Here is a 24,801-nt window from a genome sequence, read left to right as displayed (position 1 = left end):
CGCGAGAGTCCTACGTTCGGAACACGTGAGTCCTACGTTCGCGTCGCGTGAGTCCTACGTTCGGAACGCGCGAGTTCAACGTTCGGAACGCGCGAGCCGCGGTCGTGACCGGGGCCGGGGCGGGTGGTCTGCGTCGGCCGCCCGCCCCCGCAGCCCGATCACGCACCCCGCCGCCACGGCGACCGCGCCCACCACCGCCACCCCGGTCAACGCCTGCGCGCCCAACGCCACCGACGCCGCCAGCCCCGCCACCGGCATCAGCCCGATCAGCACCCCGGCCCGGTCCGCGCCCAGCCGCGCCACCGCGAAGTACCACAGCCCGAACGCCACCGCCGTCAGCACGACCCCCAGCACGGCCAGCGCCACGCCCTCCCGCACCGTCGGCACCCGCCACCCGCCGACCACCGTGCCGAGCGCCGCACCGGCCACGGCCGCGATCAGGCAGCACCACGTCGCCACCGCCACCCCGCCCAGCCGCCGCACCACACCCACCGCGAACAGCGTGAACGACGCCTCGCCCGCCACCGTCAGCAACGCCAGCGCCAACCCGGGCCCGTGCCACGACCCACCGCCCGACAGCACCACCACCCCGGCCACCACGACGACCGCCCCCACCACCGCCGCCACGGCCGGCCTCCGCCCCGCGACCAGCGGCGCGACCAGCGCCAGCACCAGCGGGCTCGCCCCCAGCACGGCCGCGACGAACCCCGGCTCGGCGTACCGCTGCGCGTGCAGCACGCACGCGGTGAACCCGAGCATCCCGGTCGTGACCAGCCCCAGCAGCGCCGGCCAGTCCCGCCGCCCCGGCAGCGGCAGCCGCCCGCCCCGCAGCCACGTCCACGCCAGCAACGCCAGCGCGCCCAGCGCGTACCGCATCGCCTGCCCCGTGAGCAGCGGGTACGCCTGGAGCATCCCCGTCACCGGCACGGACGCGCCCACGATCACCGACGACATCGCACCCGCCGCGATCGCGGCCCTCCCGTGTCCCATGGTCGGCAACCCTCCGCCATCGGTGGTCCAGGCGTAAGCTCCACATCGATGCCCGCCGACTGGACCACTTTCCGCGAACTCCTCCTCCCCGCCGCGCACGGCCCGCGCGCGGTGGAGTCCGGGCTGCGCCGCGCCGTGCGGGACGGTCGGCTCGCGCCGGGCACGCGCCTGCCGTCCAGCCGCGACCTCGCCGCCCAGCTCGGCGTCGCCCGCGGCACCGTCACGTCCGCGTACGCCCAGCTCGTCGGCGAGGGCTACCTGACCGCCCGGCGCGGCTCGGGCACCACCGTCGCGGCCGCCCCCGCGTGGCCGGGCGGGGCCGCCGACGACCCCGGGCCCGCGCCGCGGTTCCGGTACGACCTCAAGCCGGGCCTGCCCGCGCTGAGCGCCTTCCCGCGCGACGAGTGGCTGCGGGCGCAGAGGTCGGCGATGACCGACCTGTCGACCGACGACCTCGGCTACCCCGACCCCGCCGGGTTCGGGCCGTTGCGCCGGGAGCTGGCGGACTACCTCGGCCGGGTGCGGGCGGTGGCCGCGCGACCGTCCGATGTGGTCGTCACCAACGGCGCGGCGGAGGGCATCTCGCTGCTGGGCCGGGTGTTGCGCGCGGCCGGGCACCGCAGCGTGGCGGTGGAGGAGCCGAGCCACTTCGGCGGCGCGGAGATGTTGGCGTCACACGGTCTGGCGGTCCGACCGGTGCCCGTCGACTCCCGCGGGTTGCGCGTCGACGTGCTGTCCACAACGGACTGCCGGGCGGTCGTCGTCACGGCGGCGCACCAGTTCCCGTTGGGTGTCGTGCTGCACCCGGAACGTCGGCGCGCGCTGCTGGAGTGGGCGCGTGCGTGCGACGGCGTGGTGGTGGAGGACGACTACGACGCGGAGCACCGTTACGACCGGCCGGCGATGGGCGCGATGCAGGCGCTCGACCCGACGCGGGTGGTGTACCAGGGGAGCGCGAGCAAGGTGCTCGCGCCCGCGTTGCGGCTGGGGTGGCTCGTGCCGCCGCCCCGGCTGCGGGACGCCGTCGTGGAGCGCAAGCGGTTGGACGACCTGGGCACGGGGACGTTGCACCAGGCGGCGTTCGCGCGGCTGCTGGGCGCCGGCGGGTACGACCGCCACCTGCGCCGCACGCGGCAGCTGTACCGGGCGCGGCGGGACGCGCTGCTGGACGAGCTGCGGCTCGTGCTGCCGGAGTGGGAGCCGATCGGGGTCGCGGCGGGGTTGCACGTGGTCGTGCGGCTGCCCGCCGGGACGGACGACGTGGCGCTGGAGGAGCGGCTGGCGCGGCGCGGGGTGAACGTGCCGGCGTTGGCCCGGTACGCCCGCGGGCCGCTGTTCCCCGGGCTGGTGATCGGGTACGCGGCGTTGACGCCGGACCGGCTGCGGGAGGCCGTGCGGGAGCTGCGCGCGGCCGTCTGACCGGTTTTTGTCGGTGGTCGGGTGCACCATGGTCCCCGTGTTGTTCTCCGAGGTCGTCGAGACGTCCGCCGCGGTGGCGGCGACGCGCTCCCGCCTGGCCAAGGTCGACGCCCTGGCCGGGCTGGTGCGCCGGATGAGCACGCCCGCGGTGGTGTCGTTCCTGGTCGGCGTGCCCAGCCAGGGCCGCATCGGCGCGGGGTGGCGCACCGTGGTGGACCTGGACGTGCCGCCCGCGGCGTCGCCGTCGCTCACGGTGTCCGATGTGGACGCCGCGCTGGGGGAGTTCGCGTCCGTCGGCGGGAAGGGGTCGGCGGCGCGGCGGGCGGCGTTGCTGGCGTCGCTGTTCGGCCGGGCCACGGCGGCGGAGCAGGACTTCCTGCGGCGGCTCCTGACGGGTGAACTGCGTCAAGGTGCACTCGAAGGGGTGATGCTGGACGCGATCGCGCGGGCGGCCGACGTTCCCGGCGAGGTGGTGCGGCGGGCGTTCATGCTGTCGGGGTCGCTGCCGGGGACGGCGGAGGCGGCGCTGCGCGGCGAGGAGGCGCTGGCGGCGTTCCGGTTGGAGGTGGGCCGGCCGGTGCGGCCGATGCTCGCGTCGCCGGCAGAGTCGCTGGCGGCGGCGTTGGTCGAGCTGGGGTCGTGCGTGGTGGAGCACAAGCTGGACGGCGCGCGGATCCAGGTGCACCGGGCCGGGGACGAGGTGCGGGTGTTCACCCGGACGTTGCGCGAGATCACCGGGACGGTGCCGGAGCTGGTGGCGTTGGTGCGCGGGTTGCCGTGCACGTCCGTGGTGCTCGACGGGGAGACGCTGGCGCTGGCCGACGACGGCAAGCCGAGGCCGTTCCAGGAGACGATGAGCCGGTTCGGGGCGCAGGACGTGCGGGAGCTGCTGTTGAGCCCGTTCTTCTTCGACTGCCTGCACCTGGACGGGGTGGACCTGCTGGACGAGCCGTTGCGGGTGCGGCTGGACGCGGTGCGGCGGGTGGCCGGGGCGCACGTCATCCCGGGGGTGGTGGAGCCCGCGTCGGAGGAGGCGGCGGCACGGGTGCTGGAGGAGGCGTTGGCGGCCGGGCACGAGGGCGTGATGGTGAAGTCGCTGGGGTCGGCGTACGCGGCCGGGCGGCGGGGGCGGGCGTGGCAGAAGGTGAAGCCGGTGCACACGCTCGACCTGGTGGTGCTCGGGGTGGAGTGGGGCAGCGGTCGGCGGAAGGGGTTGCTGTCGAACCTGCACCTGGGCGCGCGCGATCCCGACGGCGGGCCGCCGATCATGGTCGGGAAGACGTTCAAGGGGCTGACCGACGAGTTGCTGGCGTGGCAGACGCGTGAGCTGATGGCGATCGCCACGGAGCGGACGGACTGGGCGGTGATGGTCCGGCCGGAGCTGGTGATCGAGATCGAGCTGGACGGGGTGCAGGTGAGCCCCCGCTACCCGGGCGGCGTGGCCCTCCGCTTCGCCCGCGTGCTGCGGTACCGGCCGGACAAGGACGCCGCCGAGGCGGACACGATCGACGCCGTCCGCGCCCTCCTGCCGAAGTCCCCCACCGGCAGCCCGAGCGACACGATCGGGTGAACATGGGCCGAAGATGTACGGAAACACTGTTACCGCACCTCGGTTGAAACGAAGAGGAGGCCAACCAACCCCCGGCACGCGCCGCAACCACGACCTGACCACCACTCGCCCCGGACCTCGACCCTCAGCCCAACCACCGCCCACGACCGGATCACCGTGCCGGCAGCCGGAACCGCCACGCCACGAACCCCACCCACGCGCCCGCCCGGCCGGCGCGTGACCTGAGCAGCCAGGGATCCCGCCGACCCGGTCCGGCCGCGCCGGCGGCGTCGCCGGTGACGGATGCCAGCACGAGCGGCCCAGCTGGAAGCACCACGGCGGTGGGAGCGGAGCGGAGCACGGCGGCGCGGTGGGAGCGGGGGCACGGCGGGGGTGGGGGCGCGGCGGGGGTGGGGGCGCGGTGCGAGCGGCGCACGGCGGGAGCGGCGCGGGTGTGGAGGCGGGCGCGACGCAGAGCGCGGCCAGGACGGCGGCGGAGCGGGGGCACGACGGCGGAGCACGGCGGCGAGAGCGCGGGGGCGGCGGGAGGCGGGTGTGCGAGGCGGCAGCGGGGGCGATCGAGTCGCGGGAACCGCAGTGGTGCGGCTTTGGAGGAAGCCACAAGAGCGAACCCTGTGCCGACCGGCGCAATGGTGGCCGCAACCAGGGCGGATTCGGCACGGCGCGAGTATCGTCAAGTTCTCGTGCGGTTCATCGAAGGGCATCGGCCCAGCTACGACCTGACCTACGACGACGTCTTCCTCGTGCCCGGCCGATCGGCCGTCGACTCGAGGTTCGGTGTCGACTTGTCGACCTCCGACGGAACGGGGGCGACGATCCCGATCGTGGTCGCGAACATGACCGCGGTGGCGGGACGGCGGATGGCGGAGACCGTGGCGCGGCGCGGCGGGCTCGTGGTGCTGCCGCAGGACGTCGCGCCCGAAGCGGTGGCGGAGATCGTGCAGTGGGTGAAGGCGCGGCACGTCGTGTGGGACACGCCGCTGACCCTGCACCCCGGCGACTCGGTCGCCGACGCGGTCAACCTGCTGCACAAGCGCGCCCACGGGGCGGTGGTGGTGATCGACGACGAAGGTCGCCCGACCGGTGTCGTGGACGAGGCGGCGTGCGCGGGCGTCGACCGGTTCACCCGGTTGCACGATGTCGCCGACGACCGCATCGTCACCCTTCCGATGGACACCCTTCCGCGTGACGTCTTCACCCGGCTGCACGGCGGCACGCAGCGGGTCGCGCTCGGGGTCGACGCGGACGGCCGCCTGCGCGGCGTGATGACCAGCCTGGGCGCGCTGCGCTCGGACATCTACCAACCCGCCCTCGACCACGCGAACCGCCTCCGCGTGGCCGCGGCCATCGGCGTGAACGGCGACGTCACGGCCAAGGCCGAGCAGCTCCTCCACGCCGGCGTCGACACCCTCGTCGTCGACACCGCCCACGGCCACCAGGAGAAGATGCTCGCCGCCCTCAAGGCCGTCCGCGAGGCCGGCCCGACCGTGCCCGTCGTGGCCGGCAACGTGGTCACCGCCGAAGGCGTCCGCGATCTGGTCGAAGCGGGCGCGGACATCGTCAAGGTCGGGGTCGGCCCGGGCGCGATGTGCACCACCCGCATGATGACCGGTGTCGGCCGCCCGCAGTTCTCCGCGGTCGCCGAGTGCGCCGCCGAGGCCCGCCGGCTGGGCCGCCACGTCTGGGCCGACGGCGGGGTCCGCCACCCGCGCGACGTCGCCCTCGCCCTCGCCGCCGGCGCGTCCAGCGTGATGATCGGCTCCTGGTTCGCCGGCACCTACGAGTCGCCCGGCGACCTGCAGCGCGACGAGCAGGGCCGCCTCTACAAGGAGTCGTTCGGCATGGCGTCGAAGCGGGCCGTGAGCGCGCGCACCCGCGCCGACAACGCGTTCGACCGCGCCAAGAAGGGCCTGTTCGAGGAGGGGATCTCGACCTCCCGCATGCGCCTGGACCCGAACAGCCCCGGCGTCGAGGACCTGCTCGACTCGATCACCGCGGGCGTCCGCAGCGCCTGCACGTACGCGGGGGCGCAGACGTTGGAGGAGTTCCACGCCAAGGCGACGCTCGGCGTCCAGAGCGCCGCGGGGTTCGCCGAAGGTCGTCCGCTTCCGTCGGGCTGGTGACCGCTCCTGCTGTCTAGGCTGTCCCGGTGGACGAAGCCGTGACGGTGGCGGACCTGGTGAAGGTCTACAAGGGCAACCCGAAACCGGCCGTGGCGGGGCTCGGTTTCGCGGTCCGCCGGGGCGAGGTGTTCGGCTTGCTCGGTCCGAACGGGGCGGGCAAGACGACCACCGTGGGCGTGCTGACCACCAGGGTCCGGCCGACCTCCGGCACGGCCCTGGTGGAGGGCGTGGACGTGGTCGCCGACCCGCGGCGGGCCCGTCGGATGCTGGCCGTGGTGCCTCAGCGCAACAACCTGGACCGCGCGCTGAATGTCCGGCAGAACCTGCTGTTCCACGCCGCCTACCACGGCGTGGGCCGCGTCGAGCGGCGTCGGTTGGCCGACGAGATCCTCCAGCGGATGGGCCTGGAGGGTCACGCCACGAGCCTGGTGGACAAGCTGTCCGGCGGTCAGGCGCAACGGCTGATGATCGCTCGCGCCCTGATGCACCGGCCGAAGGTGCTGTTCCTGGACGAGCCGTCGACCGGGCTGGACCCGCAGGCGCGGCTGTTCGTGCACGACCGGGTGGCCGCGCTGCACGCGGACGGCGTCACGGTCGTGCTCACCACGCACGACATGGACGAGGCGCAGAAGCTGTGCGACCGGGTCGGCATCGTCGACCACGGCCGGCTGCTCGCGCTCGACACCCCGGCCGAGCTGACCAAGACCCTGCCGGGCAGCACGACGCTCAGCGTGACCGTCGCGTCGGCCGCCGACCCGGACGCGGTGAGCGAGGCGCTGGCCGCGGTGGACGGGGTGCAGCGGGTCGAGCACGTGCAGGACATGTTCCGCCTCTACACCGACGTCGCGCCGGCCGTGGCGCTGCCGGACGTGCTGCGCACCCTGGAGCGGCACGGCGCGCCGGTCGCCGACCTGTCGATCGGCACGCCGAGCCTCGAGGACGTCTTCATCCACCTGACGGGTCGGGAGCTGCGATGACGTCGCTGCGCACGTTCAACGCGATCCTGTGGCGGGACGTGTTCGTCACCGGCCGGGAGCTGCCGAGCTTCCTCGCGCAGGTGATCATCCAGCCGTTCTTCATCCTGTTCATCTTCGCCAAGGTGCTGGGCGACATCGGGTTCGTGCAGGGCGACTTCGCTGCCGTGCTGCTGCCCGGGATCGTGGCGATGAACGGGTTCCTGGGCGCGTTGCAGAACACCACGCTGCCGCTGGTGCTGGACTTCTCGTGGACGCGGGAGATCGAGGACCGGCTGCTCGCGCCGATCCCGATCCCGCTGGTCGCGGTGGAGAAGATGGTGTTCGGCGCGGTGCGGGGCCTGCTGGCGGCGGTGCTGATGATCCCGATCGGGTTCGTCATGCTGGACATCAGCTGGCCCGCGTCCGGGCTGCCGGCGGCGTTCCTGGTGATCGTCCTGGGGTCGCTGGCGGGCGCGGCGGTGGGCATGGTGATCGGCACGTCGGTGTCGCCGCGGCACATCAACGTGATGTTCGCGGTGATCCTGACGCCGCTGCTGTTCACCGGTTCGGCGCAGTTCCCGTGGCCCGCGCTGGACAACCTGCGCTGGTTCCAGGTGCTGTGCGCGCTCAACCCGCTCACCTACGTGAGCGAGGGCATGCGGGCGGTGCTGGTGCCGGGGGTCGAGCACATCCCGCTGTGGGTGTGCTTCGTGGTGCTGCTGGCGTCGATCGCGGGGTTCGGGGCGCTGGGCATGCGGGGTTTCCTGCGGCGGGCGCTCGACTAGCCGGATCCGGGGTCGGGCCGGTGGTCGGGCGATGGGTCCGGGCGCGGCACGCCGTCCCACCGCTCGGCGCACCGGTTCTCGGGTGTGGCACGGGGTGCGCAACGCCCTGCCGGTGCTGGTCGCCGCCGTCCTGGCCCGGATGGTGGCGGTGCTGCACCACGAGCATGGAGGGGCCCCGCCGACGGCCGCCGGCGGGGCCCCTCCCGGACCGGCCGTCAGGAGGCGTAGTCCTCCAGCATCTCGGTGACCAGCGCGGCGATCGGCGAGCGCTCCGAGCGGGTCAGCGTGACGTGCGCGAACAGCGGGTGGCCCTTCAGCTTCTCGATCACGGCCGCCACGCCGTCGTGCCGCCCGACGCGCAGGTTGTCGCGCTGCGCCACGTCGTGCGTGAGCACCACCCGCGAGTTGGCGCCCAACCGCGACAGCACGGTGAGCAGCACGTTGCGCTCCAGCGACTGCGCCTCGTCCACGATCACGAACGAGTCGTGCAGGGACCGGCCGCGGATGTGGGTCAGCGGCATGACCTCCAGCATGCCGCGGTCCATGACCTCCTCGACGACGTCCTGGCTGACCAGCGCGCCGAGGGTGTCGAACACCGCCTGCGCCCACGGCTGCATCTTCTCGCTCTCGGAGCCGGGCAGGTAGCCCAGCTCCTGGCCGCCCACCGCGTACAGGGGGCGGAACACCACGACCTTGCGGTGCTGGCGGCGCTCCATGACCGCCTCCAGCCCCGCGCACAGCGCGAGCGCCGACTTCCCGGTGCCGGCCCGTCCGCCCAGCGAGACGATGCCGACCTCGGTGTCGAGCAGCAGGTCCAGCGCCACGCGCTGCTCGGCGGACCGGCCGTGCAGCCCGAACGCCTCGCGGTCGCCGCGCACGAGCCGCACCTGCTTGTCCGGTGTGACCCGGCCCAACGCGCTGGACGTGCCCGCCAGCAGCCGCAACCCGCTGTGGCAGGGCAGCTCGGCGACGTGCGCCAGGTCGAACAGCGCCGGGTCGATCACGGTGTCGCGGTACAGCGCGTCCACCACGGACTGGTCGACGTCCACGTCGGACATCCCGGAGTACCCCGACAGCGTCACGTCGTGGGCCCGGTACTCCTCCGCGGCCAGCCCGACCGCGCCGGCCTTGACCCGCAGCGGCATGTCCTTGGTGACCAGCGTGACCGCGTTGCCGTCGGCCGCGAGGTTGAGCGCGCAGGCCAGGATGCGGGCGTCGTTGGAGTCCGTGCGGAAACCCGCGGGCAGCACCTCCGGGTCGGAGTGGTTGAGCTCGACGCGGAGCGTGCCGCCGGCCTCGCCGATCGGGACCGGGTGGTCCAACCGGCCGTGCCGCAGGCGCAGGTCGTCGAGCAGGCGCAGCGCCTCCCGGGCGAACCACCCGAGTTCCGGGTGGTGCCGCTTGCCCTCCAGCTCGCTGATCACCACGAGCGGCAGCACGACCTCGTGCTCGGCGAACCGCGTGGTGGCCAGGGGGTCTGAGAGGAGCACGGACGTGTCCACCACGTACGTGTTGGTCGTCGGCGCGCCACGGCGCCGGGACGTGCTGCGCGATGAGCCTGAGGAACGGCTCGCGGGTCGTCGTGCGTTCACGGCAACTCCCTCACGAACGCGGCACCCGCGTCCGCTCCTCGCTGGGCCAGGCACCACCCCGATCGACCGGACCGCCCCCTAGCCGGGGACGTGCCGGCCACGAGGGCCGGGTGCCGGCCCCCTCGCGCATACCGCCACGATCAGGGCCTCCCTGCGCGGTCCGCAGTGGACGCGTCCCGCCAACCGGAAGTTACCTCCGCCGGTCCCTCTTATGCAGGCAGCCACACAGGTGATTCGTCAACTCGTCATCCGGCCGCAAACCTGTGAAACAGGACCACCGCGGGTGCCGAAGGGCGGCACGGGACCGCCACATCGGCCCAACGCGCGTCGTCCGCCCAGCTCAGAGCCGGTACGGCCGGTGACGGCCGGTCGGTCACCCGCGGTCACGGGGCAGCCAGGGCACCGCGGCCGCGACCTCCTCCGCCAACGCCGCCGGCACCAGTGGTTGGTCCAGCAGTCTCAGATAGCGGTCGCCCAGGGTCTCCGCGCCGAGGTCCAGCCACGCGCGGACGAGGCGCACGCCCTCCACGTACGTCGTGGTGTACGCCCGCCACAGCGGGTCGCCGAGGAAGCGCAGCATCTGGCGGGCGCGGCGTTCGGGCACCAGCAGCCAGCGGCACAGGAAGTCGACCACGTCGTCGGGGTGGGCGCGCCGGTCGTGCAGCATCAGGGCCGCGTCCTGGCGGACGGTGAGCAGCCCGGCCAGCGCGTTCTCGACCCGTTCGCTCAGCTCGCCGTCCATCCGCAGGCCCAGGTCGGCCAGGACCTCCTCGGCCCAGCGGCCCCAGCCCGCCCCGACCACGGCGTGCAGGCCCAGCTCGGCCATGCCCTCGGCCATCAGGCACTGCGGCGTGTTGATCAGGAACAACGCCTGCTCGGCGTGCCCGCGCCTGCCGACCAGGCCCACCTCCTTGCGGCAGTGCTCGGTGTGGTGGCCGGGGTAGGACTCGTGCGCGACGAGCTGCGGCAGGCTCGACATCCGGTGGCCCAGGTCGGCGTTGATCGCCACGCGCGACCGGAAGCCGCCGAGGTAGTGGTTGAACCCGCTCCACGGCTTGTCGGTGACGATCTCGTACTCCACCACCTCGTCCGGGGGCAGCTCGAACCGCTGCCGCACGCGGTCGCGCAGCGCGCCGGACAGGGCGTGCACGGCGTGCGCGAGCCGGCCCCGCGGCACCTCGTCGCGGGCGCGGTGCTCGGCCAGCCGCCGGGCCGGCGTGCCGCGGCCGGGCAGCACCTCGGCCAGGGCGGCGTGCGCGCGGCGGTAGGTGTCGGGGTGGCCGGGGCGGATGTCGACCTGGAAGTACGCCCGCACCTCCTCCACGAACCCGACGCGCACGCCGGCGAGCTTGCGCGCGATCGTCTCGACGGCCACCAGGTGGGCGTCCAGGAACCGCTTGCGGTCCGGCGCCAGGTCGGCGCCCGCCAGTTCGCGGCGCAGCAGCGCGGCCTGCCGGCTCAGCGCGGCCGGGTGCGGCCTCGGCTCCACGTCCACGGCGCGGCGCAGGGCGCGGTCGCCGGTGAACGAGTCGACCAGGCCCGGCGACAGCCGGTCCAGGCGCAGCCCGAGCAACAGGTACTCACGCACGATCCGGTCGGCGTCCACGGACTGCAGACCCTACGAGATGACCGCCCGGTTTACCACAGTGGAACGGCGGCGACGAATTGTGGCGGCGAACGACACCGTAACGAGGGACAACCACCATCGGTGGATCACACAATGGTGTTATCGAGATCCACGCGGGGCCGGGGATTCGGTAGTTTGCCGGGCAGGCAACCACATCCGGCTTCGGAACAACGCTGGATCGACCGGGGAAACCCGCATTGAGGAGTGTGAAGTGCTGAAGAAGGCAGGTACGCTCGCCGCGGTCGTGGCCGGACTGATGCTGGTGGGCGCTCCCGCGTTCGCCGTCACCGGCGAACCCCACGAAGACGGGCGCGGGCCGAGTTTCGACGACGGCCACTACACCGCCATCGGGCAGCTCCACAACCAGCAGTACTTCGAGGACGGTTCGGGCGACACCACGATCGCCGACCAGTTCGGCCTGCTGAACCTCGGCAACGACTCCGACGTCGCGAGCCAGTTGAGCATCTGCGAGGTCGAGGTCAACGCGGTCCTCGGCATCCCGGTGCTCTCGAACAACGACGAGAACCTCTGCCTGACGTCGGACAACGACGACAACGACTCGGACGACGCCGGGGACAACAGCTCCGAGGGCTGATCCGCCGGATCCCGCCGCCGGGCCCCGGACGTGCCCGGTGGCGGAGGGTGGGCGTGCGGACCGGTGACGGCGCACCGGGCGCACCCCGCGGAATGGACGGCGGGAATTCAGGACACGGTGTCCGGATTCCCGCCCCCGATAACTAAAACCGGAAGAGAACGCTTTCACACGATGGTGTTCATCCGGGTGCGATCCACAACGCCGACCAGTAGGTTACCTGAGCGAGGGCAAACCGCCTGAGCCGCAGACTCCCCGAATGCTCGGATCGAGCGAGCAAGGTTATGGGCGTCACATCAATTCCCCACTAGAGGAGTGTGTTTACATGTTCAAGAAGGCAGGTGCCGTCGCCATCGCCGCGGCCGGTCTCATGTTGTTGGGCTCCCCCGCGTTCGCGACTCCGCACGGGGACTACGACGACGGCCACTACACCGCCATCGGTGAACTGCACAACCAGCAGTACTTCGACGACGACGCGGACGAGGAGACGGTCGCCGACCAGTTCGGCCTCATCAACTTCGGCAACGACTCCGACCTGCTGAGCCAGGTCAACCTCTGCGAGCTCGAGGTCAACGTCATCGCGATCCCGATCCTCTCGAACAACGACGAGAGCTACTGCATCGCGACCGACAACGACGACAACGACTCGGACGCGGCCGGGGACAACAGCTCGGAGGACTGAGCCCCAACGCTGGAGTTCTCGAGGGCGGCACTTCCCGGTCGGGGGGTGCCGCCCTCGGGCGTTGTCCGGGGGTGCGGGCCGGGGGTGGGGACGCCGGGACGGCCGGGGGCTAGGAGCCGAAGCGGCGGTGGCGGACGGCGTAGTCGCGCAGGGCCCGCAGGAAGTCCGTGCGGCGGAACTCGGGCCAGTACGCCTCGGTGAACCAGAACTCGGAGTGCGCGGACTGCCACAGCATGAACCCGGACAGCCGCTGCTCCCCCGACGTGCGGATGAGCAGGTCCGGGTCGGGCTGACCGGACGTGTAGAGGTGCTCGGCGATGTGGTCGACGTCGAGGACCTCGGCCAGCTCCTCGATCGTGCCGCCGGACTCGGCGTGCTTCTGCAGCAGCTTGCGGACCGCGTCGGCGATCTCCTGCCGGCCGCCGTAGCCGACCGCGACGTTGACCTCCAGGCCGGTGCGGCCCTTGGTGCGCAGCGCGGCGGCGGACAGGCGGGCGGCGGTCTCCGTGGGCAGCAGGTCCAGCGCGCCGACGTGCCGGATGCGCCACGGGTTCCCCGGCTCGGCCAGCTCGTCCACGATGTCGGCGATGATGTCGAGCAGCGGTTCCAGCTCCTCGGCGGGCCGGTTCAGGTTGTCGGTGGACAGCATCCACAGCGTGACGACCTCGACCTCGGCGTCACGGCACCAGTTCAGCAGTTCCAGGATCTTCCGCGCGCCGGCGCGGTGGCCGTGCGCGACGTCGGTGAAGCCCGCCTCCTTGGCCCAGCGGCGGTTGCCGTCGAGCACCACGCCGACGTGACGTGGTCGTTGCTTGCCGTCGAGCCACCGGTTCAGCCGGTACTCGTAGACCGGCAGGAGGAGCTTGTCCTTGATGCGCTCGCGAAGACCCACGCTGGAAGAGCGTACGCCGGGTGGCCGCGGTCACGCCGCCGTGTGCTGCCCGGCCACCTACGCTCCCGTAACCTCGGACCGTGACCACGTCGACTCGCCCTCAGCCGCCCGAGCCCGCCCTGCGGCCTCGTCTGCGGGGCTGGCTGCACCTCTGGTCGTTCGTCGTCTCCGTGGCGACGGGTGCGACCCTGATCGCCCTCGCCGCGGCCACCGTGTCGGCGAAGGCCGCGCTCGCCACGTCCGTGTACGGGGCGACCGTGCTCGGCCTGTTCGGCGTCAGCGCGCTGTACCACCGGGTGAACTGGGTGAGCGTGCGGGCGCGGACGTGGATGAAGCGGCTCGACCACTCGATGATCTTCGTGTTCATCGCGGGCACGTACACGCCGTTCGCGCTGCTGGCCATGCCCCCGGACACGGGCAACGTGGTGCTGCTGGTGGTGTGGCTGGGCGCGCTGGGCGGCGTGACCCTGAAGCTCGCCTGGCCGCACGCGCCGAGGTGGCTCGGGGTGCCGATCTACATCGCGCTGGGCTGGGTGGCGGTGTTCGTGCTGCCGGACCTGCTGCACCACGTGGGCGTGGCGGCGCTCGTGCTGCTGCTCGTGGGCGGCCTGCTCTACACCGCGGGCGCGGTGTTCTACGCCTCGCGCTGGCCCAACCCCTGGCCGCAGGTGTTCGGCTACCACGAGTTCTTCCACGCGGCGACCGTGCTGGCGGCGCTGTGCCACTACATCGCGATCTGGTTCGCGATCTACTCCTGAGCTGCGGCCCAGCGGGTGGCGAGGTCGGCTTCCGTCCCACGGCCGTGGGCGAGGTCGGTCAACGCGGCGCGCAGGCCGCGCAGCAGGGCCGGGCGGCCGACGGCGGCCTCCACCGCGCGGACGCGGTCCAGGTGGGGCCGGTACGGGCGGTCCGGGAGGGAGTGGTCCGGCAGGTCGTCCCACGGGCCGGTGTGCTCGGCGAAGATTCTGCTCAGGTAGGTGGCCAGGCCCTCCGTCAGCGGGGCCGGGAAGTCGACCAGGTTGCCGACCCAGGCGTGTGCCACCTCGTGGCCGAGGACGACCGTCGCGTAGCGGGGGTCGTCGAGGCGGTCCAGGACGGGCAGGTCGACCAGGATCAGGCCCGGTGTGGACAGGGCCAGCGAGGACAGCCCCGGCACGAACACGACATCGCACTTGGCGTACGGGTACGGGCCCAGCAGGTCCTCGTAGAACGCGATCGCGCGGGTCACCACGTCCGCGACGGCGGCCCCGTCCGCGGCCGCCCGCGACCTCGGCACGTGCACGGACTCGTGCACCCGGGCGAACGGGCCGGCCGCCGCCGCGACGGTGGACCGCGCGATCGACGCCACCGGGGTGAACGTGCGGACCGCGCCCGCGTCGACCACCGCCCGGCCGTTCGCCAGGCACCTCCACGACGGCGGCACGGTCACGGTCAGCGCCACGTCCGCCCGGTCGCCGGGATCGCCGAACCCGCCCATGGTGCGCGACACGGCGTCGGGGAAGTTCGTCGCGTACAGGTAGACCTGGCCGTCGGCCGGGTCGACCACCCGCCGGAAGCCCCGGTCGCGGAACGGGAACAGCGCCTCCACCCGCAGCACGTTGTCGCCGTCGCCCCCGGTCGGCGACGAGTCCGGGCGCACCGGTCGGCCGTTGAGGGACGCGGCGAGCACCCGGTCGGCCGCGAGGTCGACCCGCTCCCGCGCCCCGGTGAAGCGGATGGTGGTGCGACCCCTGACCTGCGGCGACGCCGGGTCGAGCCGCCACGCCAGGTCGTAGGTGCCCGCGGTCGAAGCCCTCGTCCCCGCCCGGTCGGTCACGCCAGGTCCGGTCCCTGCGCGCGCAGGTCGTCCACCCGGGTCATCGCCTCCCGCAGCTCGGTCAGCCACGCGTCGGCGTGCTCGCCGACCAGCCGCACGGCCCACGCCAGCGCCTCCGACCGGGACCGCGCCACCCCGGCCGCGACCAGCGTGTCCAGCACCCGGCGCTCGGGCTGCCGCAACCGGGTCATCACGGGCGCCGACAGCGTGGTGAACAGCTCCTCCGTGCCGCCGAGCCGCGCGCCCCAGGCGACCTTGCGCCGGTAGCGGTGCTCGGCCTGGCGGGCGATCGCGATCCGCTCGTCCCGCGTCTCCTCCCGGAACCGGCTGATCCGGCCCGCCTCGGCCGCCGCCCGCTCGGCGTCGTCGGCGAACCCGTCCGGCAGCGCGGGCAGCGTGCCCACGACCACGATCTCCTCGCGGTCCACCGTCACCGCCGGCGGTTCGGTGAACCAGCCGTCGGGCAGCCGGCCCGCGAACCAGGCCGCCGCGTCGTCCGCCGGGGGCTGGTCGGCCTGTTGCCAACCGCCCCGGCCGCCCCATCCACGTCGCATCTCGCACCTCGATTACATGATTACGTCGATGCCGACGCTACGCCGCGGTCACCGGACCGCCAGGGTGGTTCGCTAACGGTGGACGGCGAGGGCCGCGGTGAGGTCGGCCACCGAGGTGACGGGCCGGTCGCACACGTAGCCGCGGCACACGTAGGCCGCCGCACCGCCGTCGACCAGGGGCCGGTCGGCCAGCAGCGGCGCCGAGCCCGGCGCGCCCGCCACGACCACGCCACCGCCGTGCACGCCGTGCCACGCGGTCCGCACCAGGTCCGGCGCGTCGCCGACCACGGCCACCTGCACGGGACCCAGCGCCAGCGCCTCGGCGACGCTCAGCCAGTGGCCGGCGAACCGGGGTTCGCGGGCGGCCAGCAGCCCGGCCCGCGCCACGGCCGCCTCGGCGGCGTCGCGGTAGTGCGACGGCCCGCCCAGCACGGACGCCGCCACCAGCGCCGAGGCCAGCGACGACGCGCCGGACGGGCTCGCGTTGTCGGACGGGTCCGACGGCCGCTGCACCAACGCCTCCGCGTCGTCGGCCGTGTCGTGGTAGACGCCGGGCTCCTCCCCCGCGAACCGCGCCAGCGCCGTGTCGAGCAGCCCGCACGCGACGGTGAACCACTCGGTGTCGCCGGTGGCCTGGTGCAGCGCCAGCAGGCCGTCGGCGAAGCAGCCGTAGTCCTCCAGCACGCCCGCCGCCGTGCCGGCCACGCCGTGCCGGGAGGTGCGCAGGAGCCGCCCGTCGACCAGGTGCACGTCCAGGACGAGCCGGGCCGCCCGCGCCGCCGCCTCGACCCAGCGGGGCTCGCCGAACACCGCGCCGGCCTCGGCCAGCGCCTGGATCGCCATCCCGTTCCAGGCCGTGACGACCTTGTCGTCGCGCCCCGGCTGCGGCCGCCGGTCCCGGGCCTCCAGCAGCCGGGCGGCGATCTCCGGGTCCGGCGTGCCGAGCATCCGCAACGTCGAGGCGCCGTGCTCGAACGTGCCCTCGTCCGTCACGCCGTACAGCGCCGCGGCGCGCGCTCCGGTCGACAACCCCAGCACCTCGACCAACTGCGCGGGCGTCCACACGTAGGTCGCCCCCTCGACGCCCTCGGTGTCCGCGTCCAGCGACGCGGCGAACCCGCCCTCCGGGGTGCCGAGGTCGCGGAGCAGGAACTCGGCCGTCTCCCGCGCGACCCCGCGGTACCGGGGGTTGTCGTCCCGGCGGCTCAGGTGCGTGTAGAAGCGCAGCAGCAAAGCGTTGTCGTACAACATCTTCTCGAAGTGCGGCACGACCCACGCCGCGTCCACGCTGTACCGCGCGAACCCGCCCGCCAGCTGGTCGCACAGCCCGCCGTTGGCCATCGCGTCGCCCGTCGCGCGCGCCATCGACAGCGCCTCCACCGACCCGGTCCGCTCGTGGTGGCGCAGCAGGAACTCCAGCACCATCGACGGCGGGAACTTCGGCGCGCCGCCGAACCCGGCGTTGACCCGGTCGAAGTGCCCGAGCAGCGACACCACCGCGCCCGCCAGCACCTCGTCGTCCACAGTAGACTGCGGCAGCGGCTTGAACGCGAGCTGCGCCACGATGCCCGCCGCCGACTCGCGCACCTCGTCGCCCTGCTCGCGCCACGCGTGGTCGATGGCCTCCAGCACCTGCCGGAACGACGGCATGCCCGGCCGGGGCGACGGCGGGTAGTAGGTGCCCGCGTAGAACGGCTCGCCGTCCGGGGTCAGGAAGCACGTCATGGGCCAGCCGCCGTGCCCGCTGAGCGCCTGCGTGACCGCCATGTAGACCGCGTCCACGTCCGGCCGCTCCTCGCGGTCCACCTTCACGTTCACGAAGTGCTCGTTCATGAACGCGGCGGTGGCCTCGTCCTCGAACGACTCGTGCGCCATCACGTGGCACCAGTGGCACGCCGCGTACCCGACCGACAGCAGCACGGGCACGTTCCGTTCCCGCGCCTCCGCGAACGCCTCCGGCGACCACGGCCACCAGTGCACCGGGTTGTCGGCGTGCTGGAGCAGGTACGGGCTGGTCGAGGACGCGAGCCGGTTCGTCATGGCTCCACAGTAATTCCCGGACAACCCCCGGACCGGTCGACCAGACTGGTCGCATGGAGCCTTCCGCCGACCCGTCGGGGCCCGCCGACCCGTCACCCCACGACCTGCGGCACGAGACCGGGCCGTTCGACGTGGTCGGCGACGTGCACGGGTGTCGCGTCGAACTCGTCCACCTGCTGCGCGAGCTGGGCTATTCCGCCGAGGGCGGGCACCCGGACGGCCGCAAGGCGGTGTTCGTGGGCGACCTGGTCGACCGCGGGCCGGACACGCCCGGCGTGCTGCGGCTGGTGATGGCCATGGTGGCGGCGGGCCACGCCCTCTCGGTGCGGGGCAACCACGAGGAGAAGCTGGTCCGGGCGCTGAAGGGCCACGACGTCCAGGTCAACCACGGGCTGGAGCACTCGTTGAGCCGGCTGGAGCGCGAGACGCCCGCGTTCCGCGCCGAGGTGCTCGCGTTCTGCGACGCCCTGGTCCCGCACTACGTGCTCGACGGCGGGAGGCTCGTCGTCGCCCACGCCGGGCTGCCGGAGCGGCACCACGGCCGCGGATCGGCGCGGGCGCGGGCCCTCGCCCTGTGGGGCGTGACCACGGGGGAGATCGACGCGCGCGGCTTCCCGGTCCGCTACCCGTGGGCGCGGGACTACCGGGGCGCGGCGACGGTCCTGTATGGACACACGCCGGTCGAGGAACCGGAATGGGTGAACGGCACCCTGTGCCTGGACACGGGCTGCGTGTTCGGCGGTCGGCTCACCGCGCTGCGCTACCCGGAGCGCGAGATCGTGTCCGTCCCCGCCCGCCGGGTCTGGTACGCGCAGTAGGGTCGGTGGTCGTGCGCGCGAGCTACCGGGAACGCCCGCCCTGGTTGGCCCGGGTGGGTGACGCCGGCGCCGGCGTGCTCGTCGCGCCCGACCTCGTCCTGACGTGCGCGCACGTCGTGCCGGACGACCACGTGCACGTGGCGCTGGTGCACCTCGGGGTCGAGGTGGCCGCCACGGTCGAGTTCCGGGACCCGGTCGAGGAGGGCGACCTGGCCGTGCTGCGGCTGGCCGCGCCGGTGCCCGGGGCGGTCCGCGCGCCCCTGCGCGCGCCCGCCGCGCTCGGCGATCACCCGTACGTGGTGCAGGGGTTCGCGGGCGGGCACCACACCGAGTCGCGCGGGCGGCTCGGCGGCCGGGTCGGCCCGAACTGGGTGCAGTTGGAGCACACCTCCGGCCACCGCATCGACCGCGGGTTCTCCGGCGCGCCCGTGTGGGACGACGTGCTGCACGCCGTGGTGGGCATCGTCGTCACGGCGCACCCGGCGGTGGGCGGCGGGAACCTCGTCCCGGTCGAGGAGATCGTCCGGCGGTGGCCGCCGGCCGCCGACCACACCGGCTGGCGCGTCGACCTGGACGACGCCTTCGACACCCACTGGCTGCCCCGGGCGCGCGGCGTCGAACCGCACGAGCCGACGGACGTGTGGCACTTCGTCGGCCGCCACCGGGCGTTGACCGAACTCGCGCTCTACCTGGGCGGACCGGCCGACGGGCGGGTGCGGGCCGTGGTCGGCGGGCCGGGCAGCGGCAAGAGCGCCGTGCTCGCGCGGACGGTCGTGCTGGCCGACCGGGCGGCCCGGTCGCGGGTGGCCGCGGACACCCTGCCGCCCGACGTCGCCCTGCCCCCGGTCGGCGGCGTCACGGTCGCCGTGCACGCCCGGGGCCGGACGCTCGCGGACGTGGTGCGCGCGATCGCCGACGCCGCCGAGGTCGACGCGGCCGACCCGACCGAGCTGCTGCGGCGGTGCGGCCCGGTGTCGGTCGTGGTGGACGCGCTGGACGAGGCGGCGGGCGACGCGCCGGAGGCCATCGCGACCATGCTGAGCCGCCTCGCCGCGCACGGCGACCGGCACGTCGTGGTCGGCACGCGCGTCGGCGTGCGGGGCGCGCTGCCCGCCCGGCTCGGCAACCCCGTGGTGCTCGACCTCGACTCCGGGTCCTACCTCGACCACCGGGACGTGGTGCGGTACGCGGAACGCCGGGTCGGCGACCCGGCGCGGGCGGCGGCGATCGCCCGGCACGCGGGCGGGAACTTCCTGATCGCGCAGCTGGCGTGCCTGACCGGCGCGCGGCGCCTGCCGACCAGCGTCGCGGCGGCCGTAGACGACTACCTGACCGTGCGGTTCGACCGGCCGAGGGTGGCGCGGAACCTGCTGGCGCCGCTGGCGTTCGCCCAGGGCGCGGGCCTGCCGGAGGGGCCGCTGTGGCTCGACCTGGCGAACGCGCTGAGCGCCGGCTCCTACACCCCGCACGACCTGCGCGAGGTGCTCACGTCCGCGGCGGGCTACCTGGTCGAGCAGGCGGGCGGCACGTTCCGGCTGTTCCACCAGGCGTTGGACGACGCGTTCCGGGCGGGGCGGCCCGGCGCGGAGCCGGTGGTCTACGAGACCCTGCGCCGCCGGGTCGACCGGTGGGAGGACGCGCCGGAGTACGTCCGCGAGCACCTGGCGCACCACGCCGCCGCGGCCGGCCGGCTGGACGAGCTGGTGGAGGACGTCGGCTTCCTCGTCGTCGCGCCGACCGGGCGGCTCCTGCCGCACCTGCCCCACGTGGCGTCCGCGCGGGCCAGGGCGCACGCCCACGTCTACCGCAAGGCGGGCCACCACCTCGCCGACCTCGACGTGCCCGACCGCGCGGCGCGGCTCGCCCTGACCGCGCGGCAGCTCGGGTTCCCGGGCCTGGCCGACCGGCTCGCCGGGCGGTTCGCCCTGCCGTGGCGCGCGGACGTGCTCGCCTGGCGCGGCGAGGAGCCGCACCAGGTGCTCGCGCAGCTGCTCGCGTCGGCCGACGTGGGGTTGTGGCTGGACGCGGCCGGCGAGCCCGGCGCGTTCGAGGTCAACCACGACCGGGTGGTGCTGCACCGGTTCCGGGACTACCGGCTCGACCCGGTGGCGGAGGTCGCCGGCGAGGCGGTCGAGCACCACCAGTGGCTCTCCCGCGCGGTGACCGACGGCGGGGAGGTCGCGCTGACCGTCGCGGACGGCGCGCTGCGCAAGTGGTCGCTCGCCGACGGGCCGCGGGAGACCGGGGCGCTGGAGATCGGCCCCGCCGCCGTCTCGGGGGGCGTGGCGGCGGCCGGGAGGCTGTTCGCCGCCCTCACCCGCCAGGGCACGCTGCGCCTGGTCGACTGGACCGGTGACGCGCCGGTCGTGCTCGACCGGGTGGACACCTCCGACGAGATCCTGTTCCGGCCGCCGGCGCTGGGCGTCCAGGACGGCGCGGTGTTCGCGGTCACCCGGAGCACCACGGGGCTGTCGCTCTACCGGGTGACGGATGACCGGCTGGTGCGGGTCGGCCCGCGGGTCCGGGTCGCCTGGCGGCAGGAGGGCACCTGGTTCGTCACCCGTCCGGACGGCCGTCTGCTGCTCCTGTGCCGCGAGGACACCGACCTCGCCTGCTTCGGCGTGACCGACCGGGGGCTGATCCGGGAACCCGGGCTCGCGGGCGTCGCGCCCACGGCGGTCGCGGAGGGGCGGCTGCCCGGCGGCGAGGTGGTCGTGGCGACGGCGGACGTGGTCGGTGTGTCGGCGTGGTGGCTGCGCGACACCCTCACCCCCGCCGGGCCGACCGGGCGCAGCCGGGAGGCGGGCGTGCGCGCGCTCGCCGTCGGTACCGGCCCGGAGGGACGACCGGTCGTGCTGTCGGCGGGGACGGACGGTCGGGTCCGCCTGTGGGAGTTCGACCGGGACGCGCCCGAACCGGAGGCCCCGCCGCCGTGGGACGCGTCGCGGCACCTCCCGGCCACGCGGCTGTTCCCGACCGGTGACGGACGCCTCGCCGCGATCGGCTCGTCCCGGGACGGCTCCACGGCCGCCGTGCTGGTCGAACCGGGGCTGCCGCCGCTGGCGGCCGGGCTCGGCCGGCGCACGCACGAGGACCGGATCACCGACGTCGCCGTCCACGGCGACACCGTCGCCGCGCAGACCGCCTCCGGGGTGCTGGAGGCGTGGGTCCGGCGCGGGGCGCGGCGGCGACGCGTGGCCACCGGCTTCCTCGGCGCGTCCGGCATGTGGTCCGCGATCGCCGTGCACGACGGCCGGGTGGTGGCGCACCTGGACGGCGCGGGACGGATCCGGTGCTTCCGGCCGAGGTGGGGGCGGTTGCGCGAGTTCGCGCGCAGCGCCGACACCCTCGTGGACGAGTACCCCGGGCCGACCCAGGGGGCCTTCCACCGCGCCGCCGGCGGGCCGAGGCTGCTCGCCACCCACCGGCAGGGGCTGCTGCTGTTCGCCGTGCCCGCGCGGGGTGGGCTGCCGCTGCTCGCCACGTCACCGGAGCCGGTGCAGCGGTTCGCGCTCGACCACGGCGACGAGCCGGTGGTGGCCACGCTCTCCGTCGGCCGCACCGCGCGGGTGGCGGTGCACGCGCTGACCGGTGACGCGTTCACGCCGTGGGCGACGCCCTGGCCGGTCACGACCACGGCGGCCGCCGAGGTGGCGCTGGCCGTGCGCGGTGGGCAGGCGTTCGTGGCGGTCGGCGACGGCAACGGCCGCCTGGCGGTGTGGTCGTGCCCGCGCGGCGGCCGGGCCCGCCGCCTGCTCGGGACCGACCTGGACTCGGGGGTCGTCAACCTGGCCTGGCGGCCCGACGGCCGCCTGGTGGCGTGGTGCCGCTCCGGGGTGGTGGAGCTGGTCTTCGGCTAGTCCTGCTCGCCCTTGCCCTTGCCGTTGCCGGCCTTCGCCTCCGGCTCGGCGTCGGACCGGTCGGCCGGCTCGTCGAAGGACGCGGGCAGCTTCCTCAGGTGCTTGTTCATCGACTTGACCAGGAAGAACACGGCGATGAAGAACAGCACCAGCATGAGCAGGCCCAGCGGGGAGGACTTGCCGAAGTCCTCCTGCTGGCCGCCCGGGTCCTTGTCGGTGGACGGCTGCTGGGCCAGGACGACCGCCGTGGTCTGCTCCCACGGGATCGGGTCGAACGAGGTCACGCGGTCACCCTCTCACGGACGCCCGCGAACAGGTCGTCCTCGGGCACGGTGCTGTCCACCAGCGACCGCGCCAGCTCGTACTCCTCCGTCGGCCACACCCTGCGCTGCAACTCGCGCGGCACGGCGAACCAGCGGCTCTCCGGGTCGATCTGGGTGGCGTGGGCCTTGAGGGCCTCGTCGCGCACCGGGAAGTAGTCGGCGCACTCGACGCGCGTGGTGACCCGCTCGATCACGTCCGGCTTGTCGGTGGGCCAGCTCGCCAGCCACTCGGCGTACGGGGACTCCAGGCCCTCCGCCAGCATGGCCTCGTGGAAGGCCAGCAGCTTGGCCCGCGAGAAGCCGTGCGAGTAGTACAGCTTCAGCGGCTGCCACGGCTCGCCCAGCTCGGGGTAGCGCTCCGGGTCGCCCGCCGCGTCGAACGCGGCCACCGACACCTCGTGGCAGCGGATGTGGTCGGGGTGCGGGTAGCCGCCGTTCTCGTCGTAGGTGACGATCACGTGCGGCCGGAACTCGCGGATCACCTCGACCAGCTTCGGCGTCGACTCCTCCAGCGGGACCAGCGCGAAGCAGCCCTCGGGCAGCGGCGGCAGCGGGTCGCCCTCGGGCAGGCCGGAGTCCACGAACCCGAGCCAGCGGTGCTGCACGCCCAGGATCTCGACCGCGCGGGCCATCTCGGCGCGCCGCAGCTCGGTGATGTTCGCCAACACCTCGGGGCGGTCGAGGGCGGGGTTGAGCACGCTGCCGGCCTCGCCGCCGGTGCACGTCACGACCATCACCTCGTGACCCTCCGCGACGTAGCGGGCCATCGTCGCGGCGCCCTTGCTCGACTCGTCGTCGGGGTGCGCGTGCACCGCCATCATGCGCAGCTTCTCAACCATGACGGTGGTGCTCCTCCTCGCCCCTGCCGAACCGGTCCGGTCCGGTCCCTGCGACACTCAACGCGGTGGTCGAGGGACATTGTTCCCCACGGGCGGGAGGGCTTGGCACAGTGGCACTGCCGGAGGGTCGGTACGGCAAGCCCCGCAGGCCCCTGCCCCGGTGGGCGCGCTGGTCACTGCCCGTGATCGCGGTGCTGGTGGGCGGGGTCGTCGCCTGGGTGGGCTACCGCAACCTCGGCACCATGCCCGTCGAGGCCAAGCAGACCGCGTTCACCGTCCAGGGCGACGACTCGGTCGAGATCACGTTCGAGGTGGTCAGGCAGACTCCGGAGCAGCCGGTCGTGTGCATCGTGCGCGCCCGGTCCGAGGACGGCGACGAGGCGGGCCGGCGCGAGGTGCTGGTGGAGCCCGGAGCGGGCACGGTGCGGGCCACGACCGTGCTGAGGACGTCCAAACCGCCGGTCACGGGCGAGGTGTTCGGCTGCTCCTACCAGGTTCCGGCGTACCTGTCCACGAGGTAGCGGCCAAGCGGGTGATCTGCGGCTTTACCGGCCGATCCGGGAACAAAACGCCGGGGGCGAACGTTCTCCGCGTGTTACTCTGGCCTTTCAGCACGGCCCCGACGCGGGCCGTGTTTTTCCGTTCCGGGCTGGTGCGCCCGGGAACTGCCAGCCCACGCCGTGGGCCGGAGCAAGACGAGGAGTTGGTGACCGTGAGCGACACTGAGGTGACCTGGCTGACCCAGGAGGCCTACGACCGGCTCAAGGCTGAGCTGGACGAGATGATCGAGAATCGCCCGGTCATTGCTGCGGAGATCAACGCGCGTCGTGAGGAGGGTGACCTCCGGGAGAACGGCGGGTACCACGCGGCCCGCGAGGAGCAGGGCAAGCAGGAGGCCCGGATCCGCCAGCTGCAGGAGCTGCTGCGGGTCGCCAAGGTCGGCGAGGCGCCGACGGTGACGGGCGTCGCGGCGCCCGGCATGGTGCTCACCGTGCGTTACGACGGGGACGACGAGACGGAGGAGTTCCTGCTCGCCACCCGTGAGGAGGGCGCGCACGGCGCGCTCGAGGTCTACTCCCCCTCCTCGCCGCTGGGCAAGGCGTTGCTCGGCGCGAAGGAGGGCGAGGCCCGGGAGTACGAACTGCCCAACGGCAGCACGATGAAGGTCACGCTGATCAAGGCCGTGCCGTACTCCGGCTGACCCCCAGACACCGGGAGGGGGGGGCCCCCCCCGGGGGGGGGGCCCCCCGAGAGGGGGGGCCCGGGTGGGTGTCGGACACGGGCGGCACCCGGGGGGGGGGCGGGGGGGGAGCGCAGAAGACG

General features: G+C 74.0%; 20 protein-coding genes and 1 pseudogene. 12 read left to right on the top strand and 9 right to left on the bottom strand.

From position 1 onward, the window contains the following. Positions 1–75: 75 nt before the first annotated feature. The gene (locus ACFXGA_RS24565; protein WP_378091459.1) at positions 76–990 is read right to left on the bottom strand and encodes a DMT family transporter; all 915 of its coding nucleotides are present in this window, start codon (positions 988–990) and stop codon (positions 76–78) included. 48 nt (positions 991–1,038) lie between these two features. Between ACFXGA_RS24565 and ACFXGA_RS24560 the strand changes: the two genes are divergently transcribed. The 5 genes from ACFXGA_RS24560 (at position 1,039) to ACFXGA_RS24540 (ending at position 7,843) form a co-directional block, all read left to right on the top strand. Beyond that, a complete protein-coding gene (locus ACFXGA_RS24560; protein ID WP_378091457.1) occupies positions 1,039–2,409 on the top strand; it encodes a PLP-dependent aminotransferase family protein in 1,371 nt (456 codons plus the stop codon). Positions 2,410–2,446: 37 nt separating this feature from the next. Then, a complete protein-coding gene (locus ACFXGA_RS24555) occupies positions 2,447–3,979 on the top strand; it encodes an ATP-dependent DNA ligase (protein ID WP_378091455.1) in 1,533 nt (510 codons plus the stop codon). Between the two features lie 683 nt (positions 3,980–4,662). Then, the gene (locus ACFXGA_RS24550; RefSeq protein ID WP_378091453.1) at positions 4,663–6,102 is read left to right on the top strand and encodes a GuaB1 family IMP dehydrogenase-related protein; all 1,440 of its coding nucleotides are present in this window, start codon (positions 4,663–4,665) and stop codon (positions 6,100–6,102) included. Between the two features lie 26 nt (positions 6,103–6,128). Continuing rightward, positions 6,129–7,079 carry an ATP-binding cassette domain-containing protein gene (locus ACFXGA_RS24545; protein WP_378091451.1) on the top strand — a complete coding sequence of 317 codons (951 nt, stop codon included), beginning with the start codon at positions 6,129–6,131 and terminating at the stop codon, positions 7,077–7,079. Then, positions 7,076–7,843 (top strand): ABC transporter permease, encoded by a 768-nt coding sequence (locus ACFXGA_RS24540; RefSeq protein WP_378091449.1) that lies wholly within the window; start codon positions 7,076–7,078, stop codon positions 7,841–7,843. Before ACFXGA_RS24545 ends, ACFXGA_RS24540 begins: the two co-directional genes overlap by 4 nt. Before the next feature lie 215 nt (positions 7,844–8,058). Here the strand turns inward: ACFXGA_RS24540 and ACFXGA_RS24535 are convergent, their stop codons facing one another. Both ACFXGA_RS24535 and ACFXGA_RS24530 read right to left on the bottom strand, forming a co-directional pair. Then, positions 8,059–9,348 carry a PhoH family protein gene (locus ACFXGA_RS24535; RefSeq protein WP_378091485.1) on the bottom strand — a complete coding sequence of 430 codons (1,290 nt, stop codon included), beginning with the start codon at positions 9,346–9,348 and terminating at the stop codon, positions 8,059–8,061. 460 nt (positions 9,349–9,808) lie between these two features. Further along, positions 9,809–11,041: a DUF885 domain-containing protein gene (locus tag ACFXGA_RS24530; RefSeq protein WP_378091447.1), complete on the bottom strand. Its 1,233-nt coding sequence runs from the start codon at positions 11,039–11,041 to the stop codon at positions 9,809–9,811. A gap of 232 nt (positions 11,042–11,273) precedes the next feature. On the opposite strand from ACFXGA_RS24530, the gene ACFXGA_RS24525 reads away from it, so the two are divergent. Both ACFXGA_RS24525 and ACFXGA_RS24520 read left to right on the top strand, forming a co-directional pair. After that, complete coding sequence (locus ACFXGA_RS24525) at positions 11,274–11,657, top strand: hypothetical protein (RefSeq protein WP_378091446.1); 384 nt, start codon at positions 11,274–11,276, stop codon at positions 11,655–11,657. Between the two features lie 322 nt (positions 11,658–11,979). Further along, entirely contained in the window at positions 11,980–12,336 is a 357-nt protein-coding gene (locus ACFXGA_RS24520; RefSeq protein WP_378091444.1) for a hypothetical protein, read from the top strand. Between the two features lie 109 nt (positions 12,337–12,445). Here the strand turns inward: ACFXGA_RS24520 and ACFXGA_RS24515 are convergent, their stop codons facing one another. After that, positions 12,446–13,192 (bottom strand): isoprenyl transferase, encoded by a 747-nt coding sequence (locus tag ACFXGA_RS24515; RefSeq protein WP_378091483.1) that lies wholly within the window; start codon positions 13,190–13,192, stop codon positions 12,446–12,448. A gap of 116 nt (positions 13,193–13,308) precedes the next feature. On the opposite strand from ACFXGA_RS24515, the gene ACFXGA_RS24510 reads away from it, so the two are divergent. Continuing rightward, entirely contained in the window at positions 13,309–13,986 is a 678-nt protein-coding gene (locus tag ACFXGA_RS24510) for a hemolysin III family protein (protein WP_378091442.1), read from the top strand. On the opposite strand, the gene ACFXGA_RS24505 is transcribed toward ACFXGA_RS24510, so the two are convergent. The 3 genes from ACFXGA_RS24505 to ACFXGA_RS24495 all read right to left on the bottom strand — a co-directional run bounded on the left by ACFXGA_RS24505 (position 13,977) and on the right by ACFXGA_RS24495 (position 17,638). Next, positions 13,977–15,044, bottom strand: coding sequence for a M1 family aminopeptidase (locus ACFXGA_RS24505; protein WP_378091440.1), 1,068 nt, complete (start codon positions 15,042–15,044; stop codon positions 13,977–13,979). The two genes, ACFXGA_RS24510 and ACFXGA_RS24505, sit on opposite strands and share 10 nt — an antisense overlap. Beyond that, positions 15,041–15,598, bottom strand: a complete 558-nt coding sequence (locus ACFXGA_RS24500) for a hypothetical protein (protein ID WP_378091438.1) — start codon at positions 15,596–15,598, stop codon at positions 15,041–15,043. Before ACFXGA_RS24500 ends, ACFXGA_RS24505 begins: the two co-directional genes overlap by 4 nt. A gap of 72 nt (positions 15,599–15,670) precedes the next feature. Beyond that, complete coding sequence (locus ACFXGA_RS24495; protein ID WP_378091436.1) at positions 15,671–17,638, bottom strand: thioredoxin domain-containing protein; 1,968 nt, start codon at positions 17,636–17,638, stop codon at positions 15,671–15,673. Between the two features lie 107 nt (positions 17,639–17,745). Here ACFXGA_RS24495 and ACFXGA_RS24490 point away from each other — a divergent pair. Together ACFXGA_RS24490 and ACFXGA_RS24485 are read left to right on the top strand one after the other, a co-directional pair. After that, positions 17,746–18,447: pseudogene (locus ACFXGA_RS24490) on the top strand (metallophosphoesterase); the annotation flags it as partial. Between the two features lie 20 nt (positions 18,448–18,467). Then, a complete protein-coding gene (locus ACFXGA_RS24485) occupies positions 18,468–22,316 on the top strand; it encodes a trypsin-like peptidase domain-containing protein (RefSeq protein ID WP_378091434.1) in 3,849 nt (1,282 codons plus the stop codon). Here the strand turns inward: ACFXGA_RS24485 and ACFXGA_RS24480 are convergent. Further along, complete coding sequence (locus ACFXGA_RS24480; RefSeq protein ID WP_378091432.1) at positions 22,313–22,600, bottom strand: hypothetical protein; 288 nt, start codon at positions 22,598–22,600, stop codon at positions 22,313–22,315. The genes ACFXGA_RS24485 and ACFXGA_RS24480 overlap by 4 nt on opposite strands. After that, on the bottom strand, positions 22,597–23,478 hold the full coding sequence (gene mca, locus ACFXGA_RS24475; protein ID WP_378091430.1) for a mycothiol conjugate amidase Mca: 882 nt from the start codon (positions 23,476–23,478) through the stop codon (positions 22,597–22,599). The genes ACFXGA_RS24480 and mca overlap by 4 nt, the downstream gene beginning before the upstream one ends. A gap of 110 nt (positions 23,479–23,588) precedes the next feature. On the opposite strand from mca, the gene ACFXGA_RS24470 reads away from it, so the two are divergent. Together ACFXGA_RS24470 and greA are read left to right on the top strand one after the other, a co-directional pair. After that, complete coding sequence (locus ACFXGA_RS24470; RefSeq protein ID WP_378091428.1) at positions 23,589–23,999, top strand: DUF4307 domain-containing protein; 411 nt, start codon at positions 23,589–23,591, stop codon at positions 23,997–23,999. 185 nt (positions 24,000–24,184) lie between these two features. After that, positions 24,185–24,679: a transcription elongation factor GreA gene (gene greA, locus ACFXGA_RS24465; RefSeq protein WP_233814179.1), complete on the top strand. Its 495-nt coding sequence runs from the start codon at positions 24,185–24,187 to the stop codon at positions 24,677–24,679. The last annotated feature ends 122 nt before the right edge of the window (positions 24,680–24,801 follow it).

The organism is Actinosynnema sp. NPDC059335 (assembly GCF_042752395.1).
In the GTDB taxonomy this organism is placed as follows: Bacteria; Actinomycetota; Actinomycetes; order Mycobacteriales; family Pseudonocardiaceae; genus Actinosynnema.
Note: the sequence above shows the minus strand (reverse complement) of the source record. Positions and strands in the feature narration are given on the sequence as shown.

Bases quoted from the DNA above. Each gene is read 5' to 3' on its own strand.
- ACFXGA_RS24495 (WP_378091436.1), bottom strand. From the start codon at position 17,638: ATGACGAACCGGCTCGCGTCCTCGACCAGCCCGTACCTGCTCCAGCAC.
- ACFXGA_RS24500 (WP_378091438.1), bottom strand. From the start codon at position 15,598: ATGCGACGTGGATGGGGCGGCCGGGGCGGTTGGCAACAGGCCGACCAG.
- mca (WP_378091430.1), bottom strand. From the start codon at position 23,478: ATGGTTGAGAAGCTGCGCATGATGGCGGTGCACGCGCACCCCGACGAC.
- ACFXGA_RS24560 (WP_378091457.1), top strand. From the start codon at position 1,039: ATGCCCGCCGACTGGACCACTTTCCGCGAACTCCTCCTCCCCGCCGCG.
- ACFXGA_RS24540 (WP_378091449.1), top strand. From the start codon at position 7,076: ATGACGTCGCTGCGCACGTTCAACGCGATCCTGTGGCGGGACGTGTTC.
- ACFXGA_RS24520 (WP_378091444.1), top strand. From the start codon at position 11,980: ATGTTCAAGAAGGCAGGTGCCGTCGCCATCGCCGCGGCCGGTCTCATG.
- ACFXGA_RS24565 (WP_378091459.1), bottom strand. From the start codon at position 990: ATGGGACACGGGAGGGCCGCGATCGCGGCGGGTGCGATGTCGTCGGTG.